We start from the raw sequence: 21,642 nt of genomic DNA, 5'->3' as shown, positions 1-21,642 counted from the left end.
CCTCAGTCATCGGTGGCGTTCGGGTCGGTCACATCCGGAACCCGCACCCACTCACCGGTTCGGCCGGATTTAAGTATGGCATCGTCGACCAGCGCGGCTTGGTAGCCGTCGGCGAAGTTAGGTTCGACAGTTCCGCCTTCAGCGACTGCCTTGAGGAAGTCGTGGGCTTCGATGATCTTCGTCTCGCTGTAGCCGATACCCAGCGCCGGGATAGGCCAGAGCGACTCACCGTACGGCGTGTTCGGGCCGGTATATACCGTGCGAAAGCCTCGACGATCGGCGCGGTCATTCTTGAACGCTACCTGGAGCTCGTCACGGTTCTCGTAATTGAAGAAAATGGAGCCTTCGGTGCCATGGATTTCGAAGGTGATGTAGTTGTTGCGACCCCAGGCATTGCGCGTTGCCTCAAGGGAGCCGACTGCGCCATTGCGGAACTTGATCAACGACATCGCCTCGTCGTCGACATCGACCGCGCCACGCGGGCCGTCAGACGTAGAGGATCCGCCGAGGGCGTCAAAACCACCGGACTGGAGCGGACGATCGGGGATGAAGTTCGAGACCAGGGAGGTGACTTCGGAAATCTCGCCGACCAGATAGCGGGCCAGGTCGACCACGTGCGAGCCGATGTCGCCCACGGCGCCCGAGCCGGCGATGTCTTTCTGGAAACGCCAGCTGAGCGGCGAGTTCGGATCGGCGCTCCAATCCTGCAAATAGGTACCGCGAAAGTTCAGAATGGTGCCGATAGCGCCCTCGTCGATGTACTTCTTGGCGAGCGCAACAGCCGGGGTGCGGCGGTAGTTGAAGGCAACCGCTGTTACCACGCCGGCTTTCTGGGCCGCCGCGTACATGCCGCGGGCTTCGCTGGCCGTCGGCGCCAGAGGCTTCTCACAAATGATGTGTTTGCCGGCCTCGGCCGCGGCGATCGCGATCTCGGCGTGCAGGTTATTCGGGGTGGCGATATCGATGACATCGATCCCGGGATCGTTGACAACGTCGCGCCACGATGACGAATAACCGTCCCACGAGTATCGCTCGGCGGCAGTGCGCGCCAGATCGTCGGTCACATCGACGATGATCTTCTTGATTGGTCGCGCCGGAGACGGCCAGAAGAACATGGGCATCGCCGCGTAGGCCAGGGAATGAGCTTTACCCATAAATCCGCCACCAATCATGGCGATATTAATCTCTTGCATGACTACCTTTCGTGAGCCACCGGGGCTCGACAGTTCTGTGGATCTTCAATTTTCAAAATTCTCGGGGGACGACCGTTTCCGGCCGCCCCGCGAGTCGCTCATCGACTATTAGTCGACGTAGGCATCCTTGATGGCAGCGGGCGGAGCCGAGTGGTAAACGGTCTCCCAAGCCTCGAGCACGTTCTTGTGGTCGACGGGCAGCGAGCTTAGGGCGACGTAGGCCGGAACCTCCAGGCCGAGCATGCTGAGCGCGGCGAGGTCGGCTTCGGCGGTTCCCTGGTCATAGGGAAGCTGGGCTCCGAGGCCAACGATCATCTGATTCTTGGCCAGAGCGATGGCGACGTTCGTGCCGAGGTCTTCGGTGGCGATCTTGATATCGGTGCGCCCGGTCTCTCGGGCAGCGGCCATCACGCCCTCCGCGGGTACGTCCCACACAGCCCAGATACCGTCGAGGTCGGGGTTTTTAGTGAGCATGGCATTGGCCACACCTTGGGCATCGCCGGCGAAGTCTGGCCCGGCGATTCCTTGCTCCTGAATGATTTCAATATCGGGAAACTCGTCGGCGATCGTTTTAGTGAAGCCAGCGTATCGCTGCTGTGTGACGAAGAAGTCGGCTTCGTGATAGATCACACCGATTGTTCCTTCACCACCGAGGGCGCGGGCGAGGAGGTATGCCGAGGTGACCCCGTTACCGTAGTTGTCCGCCGACACCATCGAGACATAATCCTGACCGGCAACGAAGCCCTCAGGCACATTGTCCATAAAGACCAGTTTGACGCCCTGTTCACTGGCCTTGCGGTAGGCGCTAGCCGTTGCCACAGGATCGGTGGGAATGGAAACGATGATATCGGGGTCCTGAGCCAGAACCGTCTCGATGTTGGCCACTTGAGTGGCCGGGTTGAAGTTAGCATCCGTGGTCGCGATGACTTCGATGCCGAGGCGGTCGAACTCCGCGTTGAGGCCGGCGATTTGGGCGTTCGCCCAGTCATTTCCGCCGTAGTGCATGACGATCGCGGCGGTTAGGCCCATGCTCGCGATCTCGGTGGCCTGTTCGTCGGTCACTGTTGTGGCGCCGACGCCGGCGGGCTTTTCGCCGTTCGGACCGGTACTAAAAACCTTGCCGGTGATGTTCGCGAGGGCCGCATCTATCTGAGCGGTGACCTCGGGTGCAATTTCGGTTGCAGTGGTTTGCGCGGACGGGGTGCACCCCGTCAATGCAAATAAACCCGCGGCTGCCACTACGGCGATAAGCGTTGACGTAACTTTCATTCTCCATGCTCCTTTGCTCGGAAATATCGTGGTTGTGTTCAGGGTCGTGCTGGGTCGGTAAACGTTACATTTTGCAGGAATGTGAGACTTCTCTTGGCGGCGTCATCTTCGTCACCCTCGTATCCGTCGAGTTCGACGGTGATCCAGTCGTGATACCCCGCGTCGACGACCTCAGCGATGATGGCATTCAGGTCCAGGTCGCCAGCGCCGAGAGGAAGGAAAGCGTTGGTCTCGTGATCGAGGTCTTTCAGGTGTACGTATGCCAGACGATCGGCGTATTTTCGGATGACGGCTACGGGATCGCCACCGCCTGCGGCGATGTGTGCGACGTCGGCACAGAGACCGATTGAGGTGGCGGCGAAAAGGGCATCAATGTGATCCGGCGCTTGGGCAATGCTTCCAAGGTGCGGGTGGTAGCTGGGAATGAGGCCAGCTGCCTGTGCCCGTTCGGCGACGGTGTCGAGGAAGGCGCCGGCCGTCTCGTAGTCCTGTGCTCGACGGCCGGTGGAACGCACAGCGCCGCCGCCGATTACGTAGTGGCGAGCACCCGCCAATGCGGCTAACCGAATGGACCGATCAAAGCGGGCGAGTTCGTCCTCTTGGGCATCGGAATAGATGAAGTGTCCGCCGGTGTAGACCCCAGCGATTTCAAGGCCGTTGGCCTGTACGGCAGATACGAAGCTGTCGATCGATTCCTCGAAGGGGAGGAGGTTGCCGTCGAACAACTCGATTCCGGTGTAGCCGGCGGCAGCGATCGCCTCGATGGTGTGATGCACGTCTCCGGGCGTTACATAGAAACCCGATCCGAGATCAGTCACTGCACCGGGCGTACCCACTACACCGCCCCATGCGTTGGCTTCGTAGGCGAACTTCATCACTTCTACCTCCTTGTAGTTTGTCCTTGCTGGATTGAAAGTAACACTTATGACATCTCGATGTCAATAGATAGCCTTTTTAGGCAGTCATTCGGTCCGGTAGAGTTCTTTTTACTCATTGGCCTTTTCACGATTTGGGATACGAGAGATGTTTTCATCCGGTGCCGGCGACCTCTTCCAACTGCTCCGTGACGGACGGCCGCGAACGCGATCCGAGCTTGTCGACGAGACAGGGTTGGCGAGAACCAGCGTGGTAAACCGGCTGGCTGCGCTCACAGCGATCGGCTTGGTGACCCCGACAGGCACTGCGGCGGCGTCCGGCGGCCGCCCCGCCGCGCGCCTGATGTTCGATCAAGCCTCGAGGGTCTGTATAGGAATCGACCTTGGAGCGACCCACGGCACCGTGGGTGTGCTCAACCTTTCCGGCGACGTGCTTCTTCAGGAAAGCCGGGTAATTGATATCGCCAAGGGCCCGACTGAGATTCTCACTTGGGCCGTCGACACGGCGGAGCGCCTACTCGCCGCCAGCGGCCGGCAGCAGCGAGATCTGCTGGGGATTGGTGTGGGAGTGCCCGGACCCGTAGAGCATTCGACCGGCCGCCCCATCCGTCCCCCGATTATGCCGGGCTGGGACGGCTTCGACATTCCCGCCTTTGTGCGCCGGCGACTGACCGCCACGGTTCTGGTCGACAACGATGTGAACCTGCTCGCCCTTGGCGAGCGAGCTACCCAGTGGCCCGCAGTCGATGACTTGCTCTTCATTAAGGTGTCCACGGGAATCGGCGCGGGAATCATCCTGGGCGGAGTGCTGCAGCGCGGCTCCCGTGGCTCCGCAGGCGACATCGGGCATGTGCAGGTGCCCGGTACCGCAAACGACCGTGACCTCGAGGCGACGGCCAGCGCCCCGGCGATAGCGGCGTATCTAAGTCGCGATGGCGCCGTGAACATTGAGCCTGGTGACGTCACCAATCGCATCAGAATGGGTGACCTTACAGCGATTGCCGCTGCGCGCGAGGCCGGGCGAGCCATCGGTGAGGTCACCGCTATGTGCGTGAGCGTCCTGAACCCATCTGTCGTTGTCATTGGTGGACAGCTGGGTATCAACGTGCAAGAGATCATCGCGGGCATTCGCGAAGTGGTGTATCGGCGATCGATTCCCCTAGCCAATCAGCACCTTAATATCGTGCCAGCCCGGGGCGGTTCCGATGCGGGCATCCGAGGAGCCGGGCTCATGGTGCTCGACGAGCGCCTGTGCGCGGCCGCCGTGGATGAGCTGATCGAGCAGCTCGACTGAATGCAGTTGGATACATAGGCCAGGCGGTGTCGCTGGTGATGCCTGCCTCCAAAGTCATAACCGTCTGCAAACGGGCGTAGCGCGCACCGATATCGGGCGCGGCCACGAGGCTTGGGTGCCGCACGCATCGCAAATTGCGACACTTGGCCCCGGAGTATCCGCTCGCGGGGCCAAGTGTGAGTTATGCGGAGTGATACAGGGCTAGCGGGCGCCGAGCAGGTGCTCGAGGGCGAGCTGCTGCAGGTGCACGAAGCCAAAGCCCTTGCCACCGAAGTAAGCGTCGGTGTCGAAGTCTTCGTAGGAGCCGCGGTCGGCCAACAGGTCGTCGTAGCTTTCGCCGGATGCGAGCGTGTTGTTCGACAGGTCAGGCACCTTCGACGCGGCGAGGGCGGCCTGCACCTCGGGGTCGGCGCGGAACGCCGCGGCCCGCTGCTTGAGCAGCAGGTAGGTGCGCATGTTGGCTGCAGCCGAGGTCCAGACGCCGGCGACGTCTTCGGTGCGGCTGGGCTTGTAGTCGAAGTGGCGCGGTCCGGTGTAGGCCTGGCCGCCGCTCGGGCCGCCGTTTTCGAGCAGGTCGACGAGCGCAAAGGCATTCTGCAGGTCGCCGTGGCCGAAGACCAGGTCCTGGTCATACTTGATGCCGCGCTGGCCGTTGAGGTCGATGTGGAACAGCTTGCCCTGGTACAACGCCTGTGCGATGCCGGCGGCGAAGTTGAGCCCGGCCATCTGCTCGTGTCCGACCTCGGGGTTCACTCCGACCATTTCGGGGCGCTCGAGGGTTTCAATGAAGGCCATCGCGTGGCCCACGGTCGGCAGCAGAATATCGCCGCGCGGTTCGTTGGGCTTGGGCTCGATGGCAAAGCGGATGTCGTAGCCCTTGTCGGTGACGTAGTCACCGAGCAGGTTCACGGCCTCGCGGTAGCGCTCGAGCGCCGAACGGATGTCCTTGGCCGCGTCATACTCGGCGCCCTCACGGCCGCCCCACATGACGAACGTCTTCGCGCCCAGCTCGGCAGCGAGGTCGATGTTGCGCAGCACCTTGCGGAGGGCGAACCGGCGCACGGCCCGGTCGTTCGAGGTGAAACCGCCGTCCTTGAAAACCGGGGCGCTGAACAGGTTGGTGGTGACCATCGGCACGACCAGGCCGGTGTCGGCGAGCGCCTGCTTGAGACGGTCGATTTGGGACTGGCGGGCGGCATCCGTTGAACCGAAGTCGAACAGGTCGTCGTCGTGGAACGTCAGGCCGTAGGCGCCGAGTTCGGCCAGGTTGGTCACGGCATCGACGACGTCGAGCTTGGGGCGGGTAGGACCACCAAACGGGTCGCTGCCGTTATAGCCAACGGTCCAGAGGCCGAAGGAGAACTTGTCGTCGCGGGTGGGGGTCAGGCTCACGTCACTCAGGGTCATATCACTACTTCCGTTTCAGCTTCGTCGATGATTTGTTGATTACTCAAACATATACTGATCGCTGGCGCAATGCATGGAAGGTGATCGGTACGCGGTACTGCTCGTCTTGGTATGTTGTTGGAAACATCATTTCGTGAGGCGGCCCGAATGAACCAGACCAGTGAACGCAATTGGGCCGGCAACTATCGCTATTCGGCGCCCATCGCACACCCGACAACCGTCGACGAGGTGCAGCAACTCGTCGCCGCGGCCCCCCAGGTGCGCGCTCTCGGTTCGCGTCACTCCTTCAATGCGATCGCGGATTCCCCTGGCACGCTGGTCGCACTCGACCTGGTCGACGATGCCATTGTCATCGACCCGGGCGCGCTGAGCGTCGAAGTGTCTGGCGGCGCAACCTATGGCACGCTCGCCGTCGAGCTGCAGCGGCAGGGCTACGCCCTGCACAACCTCGCGTCGCTGCCGCACATCAGCGTGGCCGGTGCTATCGCGACCGGCACGCACGGCTCTGGCGACCGCAACGGCAGCCTCGCGACCGCGGTGCGCGCCCTCGAGATCGTCACGGGGTCCGGGGATCTGCTGCGGGTCAGTCGGGAGACGACTCCTGATTTCGCCGGCATGGTCGTGGCGCTCGGTGCGCTTGGCATCGTCACGCGGGTCACCCTTGACATTCAGCCGACCTTCGCCGTGCGCCAGTTTGTCTATGAAAACCTGCCGTGGGGCGAAGTGCTGCAGCATTTCGACGCCGTGATGGGCAGTGCCTACAGCGTGAGCCTGTTCACGAACTGGCTCGGCGAAAACGTGGATCAGGCCTGGGTGAAGAGCCGGGGCGGGGACTATGCGGGGGAATCCGAGTTCTTCGGGGGAACGGCGGCGACTTTGGGGCGGCATCCGCTGCCCGGTATTTCAGCGGTCAACTGTACGGAGCAGTTCGGCGTCTCCGGCCCGTGGTCTGAGCGACTCGCACACTTTCGCCTGGCCTTCACCCCGAGCAACGGCGACGAGTTGCAAAGCGAATACCACGTGCCGCGCGAGCATGCCGTCGCGGCAATCGAGGCGATGCGCACTCTCTCAGCCCGGATCGCGCCGCTGCTGCTGGTCGGCGAGGTTCGCAGCATCGCAGCCGACGACCTCTGGCTCAGCCCGAACTTCGAACGGGCCGGCGTGGCGCTCCACTTCACCTGGAAGCCCGAGCAGGCCGCCGTTGAGGCGCTGCTGCCGGCGGTCGAAGCGGCGCTGGCCCCCTTCGCGGTACGGCCGCATTGGGGCAAGCTCTTTCAGACCGATGCAAAGACGCTTGCTGCCAGCTTCCCCCGACTCGACGATTTTCGAGCCCTTGTTGATCGGCTCGACCCGGCTGGCAAGTTTCGTAACGACTTTCTGGAGCGAACGGTGTTCGGACGCGCACGCACCTGACGCTCACGCCGGCCGCGGCATCCGTTGTCGCAGCAGCGAGCGGATGCCGACGGCAGGGGCGAGGGCCCACGTCGACTACCAGCAGTGGAGAACTACACGTGGTCGCGCCAGCTGTGCTCTGGGGCGAAGCCGAGCATCCGCTTCGCCTTGTCGATCGATAACAGGGTCTCGTGTTCGCCGACCGCCTTAACGACTTTCACGTTCGGAAAGACCTCGGCGGCCAGGCTCGCGCTCGACCGGCTCATCACCGTGTCGGCGGCTGCGATGATGAACGTCTCGAAACCCGGGTGGGCCTGTTCGAGCGCCCGCAGCACGGCCTGGGCGCCGTCACGACCGTCGATGTAGCCCCACAGGTTCCACTTGCGCAGGGTGGCGTCGTCGTTGAACGCGGGGAATGCCGCGTAGTCGTCCTCGTCCATCACGTTGGAGAAGCGCAGCGCCGTGATGCTCAAAAGCGGATCCCAGCGCACCAGCTGGATGGCCATCTGCTCCTCGAGGTGCTTCACGAGCGAATAGGTGCTCTCCGGCCGGGCCGGGTATTCCTCGTCGACGGGAATGTAAGGCGGGTCGATGTCGAATGGCAGACCGAGGGTCGTCTCACTCGAGGCATAGACGATCCTCTTGATTCCGGCCCGGCGGGCTGCCTGGAAGACGTTGAAGGTCGCGAGCATGTTGTTGTGGAACGTGGCCACATCGGGCAGAAGGCCGGGGGCCGGGATGGCCCCCAGATGCACCAGCGCGTCGAATCCGTCTGTGCGGTCGTCGATGCCGAACATCACGTCGATAACCTGGCCATAATCGGTCAGGTCGATCGTGGTGAAGCCATCACCGCGAGATCCCGCGCGGTCGAGGTTGGTGACGGCGTGGCCCTCGTTCGTCAGGCGCGCAACAACGCTGCGCCCGAGCTTGCCACTGCCTCCGGTGACGGCGATTCTCATGAATACTCCTTGATTCTCAAAGCGGATGCCGCTGGCTTACGCCTCGCGCTGCTCTGGCGAGGTGGTCTTGCGCGGGTCGAACTCGGCCAGGTCGCGCACGGCGGCATCGATTCTGGTGAGCACGTCGGCGTCGAGGTGCACACCGGCGGCCTTCACGTTGTCGGCGACCTGCTCGGGCCTGGACGCTCCCATGATGGCGGATGCGACGTTCTTATTGGCCAGCACCCAGGCGAGCGCGAGCTGCGCCATAGTCAGGCCGAGCTCGTCGGCGATCGGGCGCAATTTCTGCACGCCGGTGAGCACCGGCTCGCTCATCCAACGCTTGATCATGTTGGCGCCGCCCTGAGCATCCGTTGCCCGGCTGCCTTTCAGGGGCGCCTGTCCCGGCAGGTACTTGCCGGTGAGAACGCCCTGCGCCACGGGGGACCAGACGATCTGCGAGACGCCGAGCTCCTCGGCGGCCGGAACGACCTCGGATTCAATCACGCGCCAGAGCATCGAGTACTGCGGCTGGTTGGAGATCAGCTGAATGCCGAGGTCGGTGGCGAGGGCGTGGCCGGCGCGTAGCTGTTCGGCGTTCCACTCGCTCACCCCGATATAGAGGGCCTTGCCCTGGCGCACGACGTCGGCGAAGGCCTGCATCGTCTCCTCCAGCGGGGTCTCCACGTCGTAACGATGCGCCTGGTAGAGGTCGACGTACTCCGTTTGCAGCCGAGTGAGCGAGCCGTCGATCGACTCGAGGATGTGCTTACGGGAGAGGCCGGTGTCGTTGTGTCCCTTGGGGCCGGTCGGGCCGAAGACCTTGGTGAAGATTTCGAGGGACTGGCGGCGTTCACCGCGCAGGGCGTCGCCTAATACCTGTTCGGCGACGGTATTGGCGTAGACGTCTGCGGTATCGAACGAGCTGATTCCCGCGTCCAGGGCCGCGCGCACGCAGGCCGTTGCGGTGTCATTCTCGATCTGGGACCCGTGGGTGAGCCAGTTGCCGTAGGTTATTTCCGAAACTTTCAATCCGCTGTTGCCGAGGTATCGAAACTCCATGACGTCCCTGTCTGGCGCCCCGTGTCTGTCAGCGCCCTTGGTGATTTGTTGACATTGGCAACGTATCACCCGGCGGGCTCGTCCGGCGCAGTAACCTGACTTCTGACCGAAAAAAGCGAGCGGGAAGCCGAGAGCAGTGGACGCCATGCAAGGCAATAACCATGATGATGTGCGCAAGCACAACCTGTCGATCATCCTGCGCCTCGTGCACCGCGGTGGCGCAGCGTCGCGCGCCCAGCTCACCCGCCTGACCGGCCTGAACCGGTCGACGATCGGCGCTCTGGTCGCGGAGCTGGTCGAGCGCGGCCTGGTCGAGGAACGCACTCCCGACCCCACGAAGCTCGCCGGGCGACCGAGCCCGATCGTGGCGGCAAGCGACCGCGTCGTGGCCATTGCGGTGAATCCTGAAATCGACGCGATCACCGTGGGTGTCGTCGCCCTCAGCGGCGTCGTGCACCGGAACATCCGCTTCGCAACGCCCACCACGCCGACGGCCGCCGAGGCGGTCGCTATCACGGCGGGCATCATTGCTGACCTGCGGCTCGACCTCGGTGACTATTCCATAGTCGGACTGGGTGTAGCCGTGCCGGGCCTGGTGCGCGCCCACGACGGTCTGGTTCGCAACGCTCCACATCTCGGCTGGGTCGACGAACCTCTTTGCACGATGCTCGCCGCGGTCACCGGTCTGCCCGTCGTGGCCGCCAACGACGCGAGCCTTGGCGTCACGGCGGAACGCTATTTCGGTGCGGGGCGGGGAATGACCGATCTTATCTACCTCAACGGCGGCTCGAGCGGCATCGGTGGTGGCCTCGTCGTCGGGGGAGTCGCGGCCGGCGGACGGGCGGGCTTCGCGGGGGAATTTGGGCACACCCGGGTCAGCGCGGGCTGCCACACCGACTCGGCCGGTATCGCCGGCACTCTCGAAGCCGAGGTAACCCGTGGCGCGCTCCTGGACGTGCTCGGCCTGCGCGCCGGTGAAACGGATGCCGACGCTCTCGAACGTGCACTGCTCGCCTCCACCGCGCCCGCCGTGCGCGCCGAAGTGAACCGGCAGCTCGACTTTTTGGCCGTGGCTCTGGCCGGCGCCGTCAACATCCTCAACCCAGAACTCATCGTGCTCGGCGGCTTCCTCGCCGCGCTCTATGCGGTCGACCCGGGGCGGCTGACGCGCGCGGTGGCCGCACTGGCGCTGGGGACTGCGTTCGACGAGGTGCAGATCGCCCCCGCGCTTCTCGGCTCTAATCTGCTCCTGATCGGTGCGGCCGAACTCGCCTTCGAAACGCTGCTTCTCGATCCACAGTCCGAAAGTGGGAATAGTTCGGGTCTATCCCCGCTTACCGTAAGGGCGGCCGGAAGTGCCACCGCGGCCGTGTCGCCCGAAATCGCGCCGCCCGCCGCCGCCCAGCCTCTTTAGACCAGCCAAGGACATCCGTTTTCGTGATTACTGCCAGTATCCCCGTGGTTAGCGCCGCGCAACTCGCCTCGACCGCCGCGCACCCCGGGGACAAACTAACTCGGCGCCAGCGCATCGTCTACATTCTCATTCTCGGGGCGCTCACGGCTCTCGGTCCGTTTACCATCGACCTCTATTTGCCGGCCTTTCCAACCTTGGAAAGCGAATTCGACGTGTTGCCGTCGGTCATTCAGCTCACCCTGACCGGAACCATGATTGGTTTTGGTTTCGGCCAGCTGGTCGTGGGGCCCTGGAGCGACAAGGTCGGCCGCCGGCTGCCGCTCATGCTCGCTACCGGTGTGCACATTCTCGCCTGCGTCGGTGCGGCCCTGTCCAACGACATCGTTGTACTCGCCATCTTCCGCGTGCTGCAGGGCTTCGGCGCCGCCGCCGGCGCGGTCGTTGCCATGGCCATGGTGCGGGACCTGTTTGGCGGCAAGCCGCTGGTCAAGATGCTCTCCCGCCTCGCGCTGGTCAGTGGCCTCGCGCCCGTTCTGGCGCCGGTGATCGGCTCGCAGCTGCTGCTCGTCATGAACTGGCGCGGCATCTTCTGGGTACTCGCGGCCTACGGCGTCATCGTGATTCTGGCCGTCGCTTTCTGGATCGTTGAAACCCTGCCCGAAAGCGAACGCCACGCGAAGGGCCACAGCACCCTCGGCCAACGCTATAAAGCGGTCCTGAGCGACCGCACCTTCGTGGGCGTCGCGATCATCGGGGCGATGACCTTCACCGGGTTGTTCTCGTATCTGTCGGCCTCACCATTTCTGTTCCAGGACGTGTACGCGTTCAGCCCGCAGGAGTATGGTCTGCTGTTCGCCGTCAACTCCCTCGGTGTGGTCAGCGGGGTGCAGCTGAGCTCCCGCCTGATGCACCGCTTCAATATTGGGCCGCAGTGGATTATTTCCGTCTCCACGGTTGTGCTGTTGATCACCGCTGGTGCGATTGTGCTGCTCGACCTGGCTGGCATTGGGCTGTGGGGCACCTTGGTGCCGCTCTGGTTCTTCATCGCGGCCTGCGGCTTCACCCTGCCGAGCGTTCAGGTCATCGCCCTCAACGCCCACGGCCACGAGGCCGGAACCGCGGCGTCATTGCTTGGCGCAGCTAACTTCGGTGTGGCCGGTCTGATCTCGCCGATTGTGGGACTGCTAGGAGTGGGAACGGCGATACCGATGGCATCCGTCATGGGCGTCACCGCTGTGATCTCGATTCTTTCGCTCTGGCTGATCGTGCGCCCGCGCACCGTTCCGGCGCTCGACCGCTAGGCCGAGGCGCTCGCTCTTCGAGGTTTTCGCCGCCCGGGCCCATGGTGTGGCCTTGGGCCCAGTTTATAAACTGGGCCCAGGGACGGGGCCCGGGCCCCGTCCAAAGTGGGGGGAGCGGATGGCGGTGGCGGCGGCACGCCGGGACCCGATTGCAGGCCGCTCCTCTACGATGGCGGGATGACTAACCCGGAACGCGCCGCAGACCCCAAAGCTCGCCGCATTTCCCGTCGCTGGCCCGTCATCAGTGGGATCTCCGCCATGGCAATGGCCGCGCTGCTCGGCCTCGTTGTGGTCGTGCGGGCCAACGGCGTCGCTCTCGAGGTTGACACCGAGTGGATGGGCGAGATCATCGAGCATCGCTCGCCGATCTGGGAAATTCCGTCGCTGTTCATGAACGCGCTCGGCGGTGGCCTGTTCGGCGTTCTGGTCGTGCCGCTCGTCATCACCCTCATGATCGTGCTGATCAAACGGCCGTGGGCGGCGGGGTACTACCTCGTGGCCACGGTGCTGAGTGCGGGCTTCGTGCAGCTGCTGAAGCAGGTCTTTGGACGGGCCCGCCCTGAAGACATGCTGGTCATGTCCGATTTCGGGTCGTTTCCTTCTGGCCATGTCGCCAATGCAGCCACCATGGCGGTGTGCCTCGCCATCATCTTTCCGCGGCTCTGGGTTGCGCTCGCCGGCGCGGCGTACACGATTGTGATGCTGCTCAGCCGCACCTATTTGGGGGCGCACTGGCTCACCGACACCATCGGCGGGTTATTGCTCGGCGCGGGTGTCGCCATCGTGCTGTGGGCTCCGGTCGCCGCCAAACTCGATGGCGAACGTGAACTTGCCGCCCGGCGTCGACTCGAACGCCAGAGACAGAAAGAAGCCAGGCCGTGACGAAAGCCCGGCAGAACGGAAAGGTCTCGTTCTGGTGGGACCAGCTCGGTCAGCCAGCTCCGCGCGCGCCCCTGCCCGGATCAATCCGAGCCGATGTTGTCATTGTCGGCGCCGGTTTCACCGGACTGTGGACGGCCTACTACCTCAAGAAGGCGGCACCGCAGCTGCGGATCATCGTATTGGAGGCGCGCTTTGCCGGCTTCGGCGCCTCCGGCCGGAACGGCGGCTGGCTGACCAACTCGGTCACCGGCGGCCGCGAGCAATACGTGAAAAGCCACGGTCGCCCCGCCGCCGAACAGTTTCAAGCCGCCATGAACGACACGGTCGATGAGGTCATCCGGGTTGCGACCCTCGAGGGCATTGACGCTGGAATCGTCAAGGGCGGCGAGTTCACGGTGGCCTACGACCCGGCGCAACAGCACCGGCTGGAGCAGACTGCCCGCGCCGAGCAGACCTGGGCGCACACCGACGTTGAATTGCTCTCGAAAACCGCGGCGCAGAACCGCATCAACGTGGCGGGCACCACCGGCGGAATGTGGCATCCGCACTGCGCCCGCATCAATCCGGCAGCACTCGTCGCCGGACTGGCCCGCACGGTCGTGTCCCTCGGCGTGGAGATCTACGAAAACACCCCGGTGAGTGAGATCGCGCCGCATCGGGCAGTGACCAAAGCCGGAACCGTCGACGCTTCGTTTGTCGTGCGCGCAACAGAGGGGTTCACGGCCGGCCTCAAGGGGCTGCACCGAACGTGGCTGCCCATGAACTCGTCGCTGATCGCGACGGAGCCGCTCGCGGCATCCGTGTGGGAGACCATCGGCTGGTCGGGCCGGGAAACCCTCGGCGATATGGCACACGCCTACATATACGCGCAACGCACGAGCGACGACCGCATCGCGATCGGCGGTCGCGGCGTGCCGTACCGGTTTGGTTCCCAAACGGATGCCGACGGCCAGACCCCGCAGGCCACCATCGACGCCCTGCGCGACATTCTGGTGCGATTCTTTCCGGCGACGGCCGAAGCACGCATCGACCATGCCTGGTCTGGCGTGCTCGGCGTGCCTCGAGACTGGGCTGCGACAGTGGGTCTCGACCCGCAGACGGGACTGGCCTGGGCCGGCGGCTACGTGGGCACCGGCGTCGCCACCACCAACCTCGCCGGACGCACGTTGACCGATCTGATCCTCGGTCGAGACAGCGGTCTCATAGGTCTGCCGTGGGTCAACCACCGGGTACGCGCCTGGGAACCCGAGCCGTTGCGTTGGCTCGCCGTCACCGCCCTCTACCGCGCCTATTCGCTGGCCGATCGAGCCGAGCTTGCCGGGCGTCGCACCACGTCACCGCTCGCGCGGGTGGCCGACGTCGTGTCGGGCCGGGGGCATTAGACGGCCAAACGGGCCGGGAACTCGCAGCGGAGACCTGCGGGGGTATTAGATTCCCAGACGAGCGGCGTGTCGAGTCCAGCGGTGCACCAGCCGCGGGCGGAGTCGCCCTAGCTCGGCCACGGTGAGCGGGTCGGGTGGTCGAACCACGGCCACCCCGAGAGTGTCGATGATGTTCTCCAGACCGGAGCGGGGCCAGACCTGGCCACGCAGGCGGAGCAGCACGTCGCCGGCGGAGTCGAGCAGATACAAGTGAGGGAGGGTATCGACCAGCCCGCTCTGATACAGATCGACCAGCACAACGCTGGCAATTTCAGCCGTGCCAAAGGTGGTCACGCGTCCCAGCAGGTTTCGGCTTTCCAAGCGCCCAGCCGTGACGGTCACGCACACTTTGCGGGCTCCAAGCCCAGCCATCACGCCGAGAATGGTCAGGCCGAGCTGAACGGCGGCGACAAAGATCCAGGTGTCGCGGGGGATAGTGAGCCAATACAGCACGATCAGAACGGGACCCAGCAACGACAGCGCAGCGATAATCGACCGGGCGACCAGCTTGCGCCGCGGTCGCAAAACATGCCGGACTGCCGGCTCAAACCCCTCGCGCATCATGTGTTTCGTTTCACCCCTCAGACTGAGTATCCCGCACATCGACCGGTATCCCGCTGCTGCTCAACGGGGGTAGACGAATCGGTCTGAAGCGAGTATCATTTTGTGGTCGCCGAATCAAAGTAACCCGCGGGGAGCGCGCCCGGCGTAGAGTTGGCTCCGTGCACTCACGGGCCATCATCCGCGAACGCGGCAACACAACGAAGCGGTACCGGCTGCATCCGGCGCAGGTTGTCGTTTCCGGCTTCGCCCTGACCATTCTCGGCGGCACGGCGTTGCTGATCCTGCCGAACGCCAGGGTCGGGCCGGGCGGTGCATCGTTTCTGGAGGCCCTGTTCACGGCGACGAGCGCGGTGTGCGTCACCGGTCTGACCGTCGTCGATACAGCGGTGTACTGGACACCGTTTGGCCAGGTCGTGATTTTGCTGTTGATTCAAATAGGCGGGTTCGGCATCATGTCTTTCGCCTCGGTCGTCGGGCTCGCGATCGCCCGCAAGCTCTCCCTGCGTTCGCGCATCACGGCCGCCGCCGAAACCAAGAGCGTCGGTCTCGCAGACGTGAAGGGGCTGGTGTTCGGCGTCGTGCGCATCTCGCTCGCGATTGAGGTCACCGTGGCGTTGCTGCTCGCGCTGCGCTTTATGCTCGGCTATGGCGAGCCCGTCGGCCGGTCCATCTGGCTGGGGGTGTTCCATTCGGTATCGAGCTTCAACAATGCCGGCTTCGCCCTGTTCAGTGACAATCTCATGGGGTATGCCACGGATGCCTGGATCTGCCTGCCGATTGCCGCCGCGGTCATTCTCGGTGGCCTCGGCTTTCCGGTCATCGTGCAGCTGCGGCGGCAGCTGCGGCGGCAGGGGCGGTATCCTCGGCACTGGTTACAGCGCGCCTGGTCGATTCGCACCTGGACCATGAATACCCGCATCGTGGTGGCCGGCACGTTCGTGCTGCTTGTTCTCGGTACGGCGTATATCACCGCCGTTGAGTGGTCGAATCCGAATACGCTTGGCCCGCTGGACTGGCAGGGCAAACTACTTGCCGGTTTCTTCCAATCGGTGCAGACCCGGACCGCCGGTTTCAACAGCGTCGATATCGGCCAGCTCGATTCCGCCACCCTGCTCGGGATGGACGTTCTGATGCTGATCGGTGGCGGCCCCGCCGGAACCGCCGGCGGTATCAAAATCACGACGTTCGCCGTCTTGTTCTTCATTCTCTGGACCGAGGTGCGCGGCCAGGTCGCCGTCAATGTCTTCGGCAAGCGGCTTTCCCGGGCGGTGCACCGTGAGGCAATCACAATCGCGCTTCTCGCGGTCGGCGTCATCATCGGGGCGACGGCGGCGCTCATGCTCATGACGGATATCTCGATGGATGCCCTGCTGTTCGAGGCGATCTCTGCTTTTGCGACGGTGGGACTGTCGACCGGGATCACGGCGGGGCTGCCCTGGGAAGGGCAGGTCATCCTGATTCTGCTCATGTTCATCGGCCGTCTCGGCCCGATCACTTTCGCATCGGCCATCGCCCTGCGTGAGCGCCACGCTACCTATGAACTTCCCAAGGAAAGGCCGATCATTGGCTAAATATTCGTTGTTCGGGCACCGTGACCCCGCCCGCCTCGCCGAAGCTGAATCGGTTGTCGTCATTGGCCTAGGCCGGTTTGGAAGCGCGCTCGCCCTCGAACTCATGAAGAGTGGCACCGAGGTGCTCGGCATCGACGGGGACGAGGAAGTGGTGCAGATGCACAACCGGCTACTCACCCACGTGGTGCGTGCTGACTCCACCAAGGAGGCGACACTGCGGGAGCTCTCGGTGCCCGACTTCTCGAGTGTGGTCGTGGCGATCGGCGGCGATATCCAGGCGAATATTCTCACCGCTTCGCTGCTGCTCAAACTGGGCATTGCGAATATCTGGGCCAAAGCGGTCAGCGACCCGCACGGCGAGATTCTCACCCAGCTCGGCGTCAACCACGTCATCTACCCGGAGAAAGATATGGGGAAGCGGGTTGCTCACCTGGTGCGCGGCGCCATGCAGGACTATATCGAGATCGGCGAGAACTTTGCGCTGGTCAAGACGGCACCGCCGCGGGCGCTCATCGGCGTACCGCTCGGCCAGGCCAAGGTGCGTGCGCGCTACGGCATTACCGTCACCGCGTTTCATCGCCCCGGCGCCGGTTGGAGCTACACCTCGCTCGACACCGTGATCGAAGACGGCGACATCATTCTCATCGCCGGAGAATCTGCGCGGGTCGAAGAATACAGTCTGATGCGATGAGTTCCCCCTTCGTTTTTCTCGCGGATGCCCCGCTCGGCATTCGGGTCGTCGTGCGCACCAGCATTCCGGGTGGGTACACGGACGCGCTGGGCTTTCTGCGGGGCCGCAGCGCGGCATCCATTTCGGTGGAGACCAGGCACGGCCTGGTCACGCTCGCGATGGAGGACGTGGTGGCAGCGAAGGAAGTGCCGCCTGCGCCCGCGCCGCGGCCGCGGCGGGCCTAACTCGGCTCAACCGGAACAGCGTTCCAGTCGCTGCCGAGGTCGACGACACAGAGGTGCGGGCCGACGAAGGGGCGCAGCTCGACCGCGCTGTCGTCGTGGCCGAGCGTGCGCGCCACCCGCTGGATGAGCCCGAGGTGCACGGCGCATACCACGCCCGGGTTCTCGCGGGCAGCCTCGCGAAACGGGCAGGCCGTGAGCGCGATCGATTGCTTGGCCTCATCGAGTTGGGGGGCGAATTCGAGCTGGTCGAGTAGTTCGACCAGTGGGGCGGCGCCCGCTCCGGTTGATGCTGCGAGGCCGCCGGTGAAGGCCTCCGACCACTTCTCGCCGGCCCGAATAGCCCGGGCCCGGCCGCCGTCGTCGTCCTCGGCGAGCATGCTCGCGAGCGCGTGGCTGAGCTGGTCGCGCGTGTCAGGGCGTGCTGCGACAACGGCGGTGAAGCGGATGCGCGGGCGGCCCCGCTGACCGGACCGTTCGGGTTCTCGTTCGATGAGCCTGGCGGCCAGGAGCTGGTCGAGGTGAAACCGCGCGGTGGTGACGTGCAGCTTCATCCGGTCGGCGACGGCGGCCGCATCGAGCGGTTCGCTGGAGGCGACCAGAAACTCGAGCACACCGCGCCGGATCGGCGATGCCAGCGCGGCATGCCAGGCGGGAGTGCGTTCTTCGGAGTTCACCCTACGAGACTAGCCCGGATTTGTGAGCAGTCGCGTGCTTTTAATCCCGCCGGACCGCAGGCTACAGAACGATACGCATCGGCTCTTCGAGCAGGGCGGTGAGATCGCGCAGGAACGCGGCCGCGACGGCACCGTCGAGTACGCGGTGGTCGACGGTCAGGGTGATCTTCACCGTTGGCACCGTCACGAGAACACCGTCACGCACTGCGGGAACGTCGCTCGCCGCGCCGATTGCCAGGATTCCGGCCTCCGGCGGGTTCAACACGGCGGTAAAGGAGTCGATGCCGAACATGCCGAGGTTGCTGATGGTGAACGTTCCCCCCGACATCTGGGCCAGGGACAGGCTGCCGGTGCGGGCGAGGCCGGCCAGGGCGCGGGTTTCGGTGGCAATGGCGCCGAGCGACTTCTGGTCGGCATCGGTGACGACGGGAACGAGCAGTCCGTCGTCGGTCGCGACGGCCACGCCGACGTTGACGTGGTTGTGGCGCAGGATGACGCCGTCGCCCCAGGACGCGTTGACTTCGGGGTGCGCGCGCAGCACGACAGCGCTGGCGCGCACGAACAGGTCGTTCAGGCTGACCTTGGTGCCGAGCGCCGCGAGCGACTCGTTGACGTCGGCGCGGAAAGCGACGAGGCGTTCAACGTTGACGACGCTGGTGAGGAAGAAGTGCGGAACGGCCTGGCTCTCGGTGAGGCGGCGAGCCGTGACGGCGCGAATGCGGCTGACCGGCACGGAGACGGAGTCGGTCGAAACGGCGGCCGGCGCTGCGGCCAGAGGCGCCGTCGAGGCAGCGGATGCTGTGGCCTCCTGGGCTACGATCGCCCGGTCGACGTCGGTGCGGGTGATGCGGCCCTGCGGCCCGGTGCCCGTGATGGCGTGCAGGTCGATACCGTGCTCGCGGCCGATTTTGCGGGCCAGCGGCGAGGTGCGCAGTTCGCCGGTCTGGGTTGCCGTGGGCGTGGCCGGAGTGGGGGCATCCGTCGGGGGAGTGGCTGCGGGTGCTGCTGCGACAACCACAGCCGCAGGGGCAGCGATTGGGGCAGCAGGAGCTGCGCCCGCAGCGACGATGTTGCTGCCGTCACCGATGCGCGCGACCGGCGCACCGATCGGTACCAGCGCCCCGGCGACGACGAGCAGCTCCTCGAGAATGCCGTTGTCGAAGGCTTCGAGGTCCATCGTGGCCTTGTCGGTTTCGATCTCGGCGAGCACGTCGCCCTTGTGAATCTCGTCGCCGACCTGCTTCATCCAGCGGCTGAGTTCGCCCTCCTCCATGGTGTCGGAGAGACGGGGCATAATGACGTCGGGCATGGCCGGCTCCTAGTTGTCGTTCGGGGTAGATGAAATATTGAGTACCTCGCGCACGACCTTGGCGAGGTCGGCGGCGCTGGGCAGAGCGGCCTTCTCGAGCGATTTTGCGTAGGGGAGCGGCACTTCGGCGGCGGCGACGCGACGCACCGGGGCGTCGAGAAAGTCGAAGACCCCCTCGCCGATGGTCGCCGAGATCTCGGCGCCGATGCCGTAGCTGAGCCAGTCGTCTTCGAAAACGACGGCATGGCCGGTCTTTTTCACCGAGGCGCAGATGGTGTCGCGGTCGAGCGGTCGTAGGCTGCGGAGGTCGACGACCTCGATCGACAGGCCCTCGGCTTCGAGCTGGCGAGCCACTTCGAGCGCGGTCGTGGTGCCGCGCGAGTAGCTCACGATGGTGAGGTCAGTGCCGGTCTTGACGACCGCGGCCTTGCCGATCTCGGCAATCTGCTCGCCGTCCGGCACTTCGCCCTTGGCGCTATAGAGCGAGAGGTTCTCTAAGAAGATCACCGGGTCGTCGTCGCGAATGGCAGCGGTGAGGAGCGCCTTGGCGTCGGCCGGGGTGGACGGGGCGACAACCTTGAGTCCGGGAATGTGCGCGTACCAGACCTCGAGGTTCTGCGAGTGGGTCGCGGCAAGCTGCTGCCCACCACCACCGGGCATGCGAATGACCAGTGGAATGGAAACCTGGCCGGCAAACATCGACCGCATCTTGGCCGCGTGGTTCACGATCTGGTCGATCGCGATGAGGCTGAAGTTGATGGTCATGATCTCGACCACCGGGCGCATGCCGACCATCGCGGCCCCGAGGGCTGCGCCCACGAAACCCTCTTCGGCGATCGGCGCGTCGAGCACCCGGTCGGGTCCGAAGTCTTCAAGCAGTCCGGCGGTGATCTTGTATGACCCCTCGAAGATGCCGATCTCTTCACCGATGAGGAAGACCTTGTCGTCGTGCTCAAGCTCCGCGCGCAGGGTTTCGTTGAGCGCCTGGCGGTAGGTGATCGTGCGGGTGGTGGCTACTTCGGTGCTCACGATTTCAGTCATCACAGTGCGTCCATAACGGGTTCTCCGGGCAAAGCGGCTGGCATATTTGCCACCGCGGTCGCGTATACATATTTGAACAGGTCGTCAACGTCGGGCTCTGGGCTCTCGTCGGCGAAAACGACCGCCTCGGAGACCCGCACGTCGGCGGCCTCGTCGATGGCGGCGGCATCCGTTTCGCTGAGCACGCCGGCGGTGATCAGCTTGGCGCGAAAGCTCGGTACCGGGTCGGACTGCTGGGCGATGGTCGTGTCTTCGCTCGAGCGGTAGCGGGCCGGGTCGACCACGGAGTGGCCGCGCAACCGATAGCACATGACCTCGAGCAGCACCGGCTGGCGTGACTCGCGGGCCTGCCGGAGTGCATCGCGGGCGGCGTCGCGCACGGCAAGAACGTCATCGCCGTCGACCCGCACGCCGGGCATGCGGTACGACGCAGCGCGCTTGTACAGTTCCGGTTCAGCGGATGCTTTCTCTACCGTTGTTCCCATGCCGAGGCCGTTGTTGACGATCACGTAGACGATCGGGAGTTTCCACAGCCCGGCCAGGTTGAGCGATTCGTGGAACGCGCCGATGTTGGTGGTGCCGTCACCGAGCAGGCACATCACGGCCGCAGCGTCGGGGCCGGCCGCTTCCTGATTTTTCAAAGCGAGCGCGGCGCCGGTCGCCGGGGGAATCTGCCCGCCGACGATGCCGTAGCCGCCGAACAGGCGCGTTTCGGAGTCGAACAGGTGCATCGAGCCGCCGCGTCCGCCCGAAACGCCGGTGACTTTGCCGAACAGTTCGGCCATGACCCGCTCGGGCGACAGCCCGCGCAGCAGCGCATAGCCGTGGTCGCGGTAGCCGGTGAACAGATAATCACGGGCCTCGATGGCGGCCATCAGGCCGACCACCGTGGCTTCTTCGCCGAGGTTCAGGTGACAGTAGCCGCCGATCTTGGCCCGGGCGTACATCTCGCTGGAGCGCAGCTCGAAGGCTCGTACCAACGACATCCGTTCGTAATAGTCACGCAGGGTGTCGGCGGGTTCACCGCCCGTGGACTCGACTGTTGACTCCGGTCGCGTGCGGGCTTTGGCCGCCATGTGATCCCACTTCCTGCGTGCTTCGTTTGTCAAGACTAATACCG

The 21,642-nt window shown here is 64.6% G+C and carries 20 protein-coding genes; 9 read left to right on the top strand and 11 right to left on the bottom strand.

Annotated features, from left to right (window positions below; genetic code table 11):
• Positions 1-2: 2 nt before the first annotated feature.
• From E3T39_RS05855 to E3T39_RS05845, 3 genes are all read right to left on the bottom strand, one after another.
• The gene (locus E3T39_RS05855) at positions 3-1,193 is read right to left on the bottom strand and encodes a levoglucosan dehydrogenase (protein WP_134513772.1); all 1,191 of its coding nucleotides are present in this window, start codon (positions 1,191-1,193) and stop codon (positions 3-5) included.
• 108 nt (positions 1,194-1,301) lie between these two features.
• Entirely contained in the window at positions 1,302-2,462 is a 1,161-nt protein-coding gene (locus tag E3T39_RS05850; protein WP_134513771.1) for a substrate-binding domain-containing protein, read from the bottom strand.
• Between the two features lie 38 nt (positions 2,463-2,500).
• On the bottom strand, positions 2,501-3,337 hold the full coding sequence (locus tag E3T39_RS05845; protein ID WP_241979560.1) for a sugar phosphate isomerase/epimerase family protein: 837 nt from the start codon (positions 3,335-3,337) through the stop codon (positions 2,501-2,503).
• Positions 3,338-3,626: 289 nt separating this feature from the next.
• Here E3T39_RS05845 and E3T39_RS05840 point away from each other — a divergent pair, with 289 nt between their 5' ends.
• On the top strand, positions 3,627-4,631 hold the full coding sequence (locus E3T39_RS05840; RefSeq protein ID WP_338145262.1) for an ROK family protein: 1,005 nt from the start codon (positions 3,627-3,629) through the stop codon (positions 4,629-4,631).
• A gap of 201 nt (positions 4,632-4,832) precedes the next feature.
• On the opposite strand, the gene xylA is transcribed toward E3T39_RS05840, so the two are convergent.
• Complete coding sequence (gene xylA / locus E3T39_RS05835) at positions 4,833-6,038, bottom strand: xylose isomerase (RefSeq protein WP_134513768.1); 1,206 nt, start codon at positions 6,036-6,038, stop codon at positions 4,833-4,835.
• A gap of 147 nt (positions 6,039-6,185) precedes the next feature.
• Between xylA and E3T39_RS05830 the strand changes: the two genes are divergently transcribed.
• On the top strand, positions 6,186-7,451 hold the full coding sequence (locus E3T39_RS05830; RefSeq protein ID WP_134513767.1) for an FAD-binding protein: 1,266 nt from the start codon (positions 6,186-6,188) through the stop codon (positions 7,449-7,451).
• A gap of 92 nt (positions 7,452-7,543) precedes the next feature.
• On the opposite strand, the gene E3T39_RS05825 is transcribed toward E3T39_RS05830, so the two are convergent.
• Both E3T39_RS05825 and E3T39_RS05820 read right to left on the bottom strand, forming a co-directional pair.
• Positions 7,544-8,389 (bottom strand): NAD-dependent epimerase/dehydratase family protein, encoded by an 846-nt coding sequence (locus E3T39_RS05825; protein WP_134513766.1) that lies wholly within the window; start codon positions 8,387-8,389, stop codon positions 7,544-7,546.
• A gap of 36 nt (positions 8,390-8,425) precedes the next feature.
• Complete coding sequence (locus E3T39_RS05820) at positions 8,426-9,430, bottom strand: aldo/keto reductase family protein (protein WP_134513765.1); 1,005 nt, start codon at positions 9,428-9,430, stop codon at positions 8,426-8,428.
• 145 nt (positions 9,431-9,575) lie between these two features.
• Between E3T39_RS05820 and E3T39_RS05815 the strand changes: the two genes are divergently transcribed.
• The 4 genes from E3T39_RS05815 to E3T39_RS05800 all read left to right on the top strand — a co-directional run bounded on the left by E3T39_RS05815 (position 9,576) and on the right by E3T39_RS05800 (position 14,409).
• The gene (locus E3T39_RS05815) at positions 9,576-10,844 is read left to right on the top strand and encodes an ROK family transcriptional regulator (protein ID WP_134513984.1); all 1,269 of its coding nucleotides are present in this window, start codon (positions 9,576-9,578) and stop codon (positions 10,842-10,844) included.
• A 23-nt stretch (positions 10,845-10,867) separates the two neighbouring features.
• On the top strand, positions 10,868-12,145 hold the full coding sequence (locus tag E3T39_RS05810) for a multidrug effflux MFS transporter (protein WP_241979539.1): 1,278 nt from the start codon (positions 10,868-10,870) through the stop codon (positions 12,143-12,145).
• A 177-nt stretch (positions 12,146-12,322) separates the two neighbouring features.
• Positions 12,323-13,027, top strand: a complete 705-nt coding sequence (locus E3T39_RS05805; RefSeq protein ID WP_241979538.1) for a phosphatase PAP2 family protein — start codon at positions 12,323-12,325, stop codon at positions 13,025-13,027.
• Entirely contained in the window at positions 13,024-14,409 is a 1,386-nt protein-coding gene (locus E3T39_RS05800) for an NAD(P)/FAD-dependent oxidoreductase (protein WP_134513764.1), read from the top strand. Before E3T39_RS05805 ends, E3T39_RS05800 begins: the two co-directional genes overlap by 4 nt.
• A 45-nt stretch (positions 14,410-14,454) precedes the next feature.
• Here the strand turns inward: E3T39_RS05800 and E3T39_RS05795 are convergent, their stop codons facing one another.
• Positions 14,455-15,012 (bottom strand): hypothetical protein, encoded by a 558-nt coding sequence (locus E3T39_RS05795; RefSeq protein ID WP_134513763.1) that lies wholly within the window; start codon positions 15,010-15,012, stop codon positions 14,455-14,457.
• A gap of 158 nt (positions 15,013-15,170) precedes the next feature.
• On the opposite strand from E3T39_RS05795, the gene E3T39_RS05790 reads away from it, so the two are divergent.
• From E3T39_RS05790 to E3T39_RS05780, 3 genes are read left to right on the top strand one after another with little or no spacing between them, the layout of a single operon-like run.
• The gene (locus E3T39_RS05790; RefSeq protein WP_134513762.1) at positions 15,171-16,583 is read left to right on the top strand and encodes a TrkH family potassium uptake protein; all 1,413 of its coding nucleotides are present in this window, start codon (positions 15,171-15,173) and stop codon (positions 16,581-16,583) included.
• Entirely contained in the window at positions 16,576-17,274 is a 699-nt protein-coding gene (locus E3T39_RS05785) for a potassium channel family protein (RefSeq protein ID WP_241979537.1), read from the top strand. The genes E3T39_RS05790 and E3T39_RS05785 overlap by 8 nt, the downstream gene beginning before the upstream one ends.
• Positions 17,271-17,498: a putative acetyltransferase gene (locus E3T39_RS05780; RefSeq protein ID WP_134513760.1), complete on the top strand. Its 228-nt coding sequence runs from the start codon at positions 17,271-17,273 to the stop codon at positions 17,496-17,498. Before E3T39_RS05785 ends, E3T39_RS05780 begins: the two co-directional genes overlap by 4 nt.
• On the opposite strand, the gene E3T39_RS05775 is transcribed toward E3T39_RS05780, so the two are convergent.
• From E3T39_RS05775 to pdhA, 4 genes are all read right to left on the bottom strand, one after another.
• Complete coding sequence (locus E3T39_RS05775; protein ID WP_134513759.1) at positions 17,495-18,172, bottom strand: helix-turn-helix transcriptional regulator; 678 nt, start codon at positions 18,170-18,172, stop codon at positions 17,495-17,497. The two genes, E3T39_RS05780 and E3T39_RS05775, sit on opposite strands and share 4 nt — an antisense overlap.
• Positions 18,173-18,233: 61 nt before the next feature.
• Positions 18,234-19,481 carry a dihydrolipoamide acetyltransferase family protein gene (locus E3T39_RS05770; protein WP_134513758.1) on the bottom strand — a complete coding sequence of 416 codons (1,248 nt, stop codon included), beginning with the start codon at positions 19,479-19,481 and terminating at the stop codon, positions 18,234-18,236.
• A gap of 9 nt (positions 19,482-19,490) precedes the next feature.
• The gene (locus tag E3T39_RS05765) at positions 19,491-20,522 is read right to left on the bottom strand and encodes an alpha-ketoacid dehydrogenase subunit beta (protein ID WP_134513757.1); all 1,032 of its coding nucleotides are present in this window, start codon (positions 20,520-20,522) and stop codon (positions 19,491-19,493) included.
• On the bottom strand, positions 20,522-21,598 hold the full coding sequence (gene pdhA, locus E3T39_RS05760) for a pyruvate dehydrogenase (acetyl-transferring) E1 component subunit alpha (protein WP_134513756.1): 1,077 nt from the start codon (positions 21,596-21,598) through the stop codon (positions 20,522-20,524). The genes E3T39_RS05765 and pdhA overlap by 1 nt, the downstream gene beginning before the upstream one ends.
• Positions 21,599-21,642: the final 44 nt, after the last annotated feature.

It is taken from the genome of Cryobacterium suzukii, from assembly GCF_004403185.1.
Taxonomy (GTDB): domain Bacteria; phylum Actinomycetota; class Actinomycetes; order Actinomycetales; family Microbacteriaceae; genus Cryobacterium; species Cryobacterium suzukii.
Note: the sequence above shows the minus strand (reverse complement) of the source record. Positions and strands in the feature narration are given on the sequence as shown.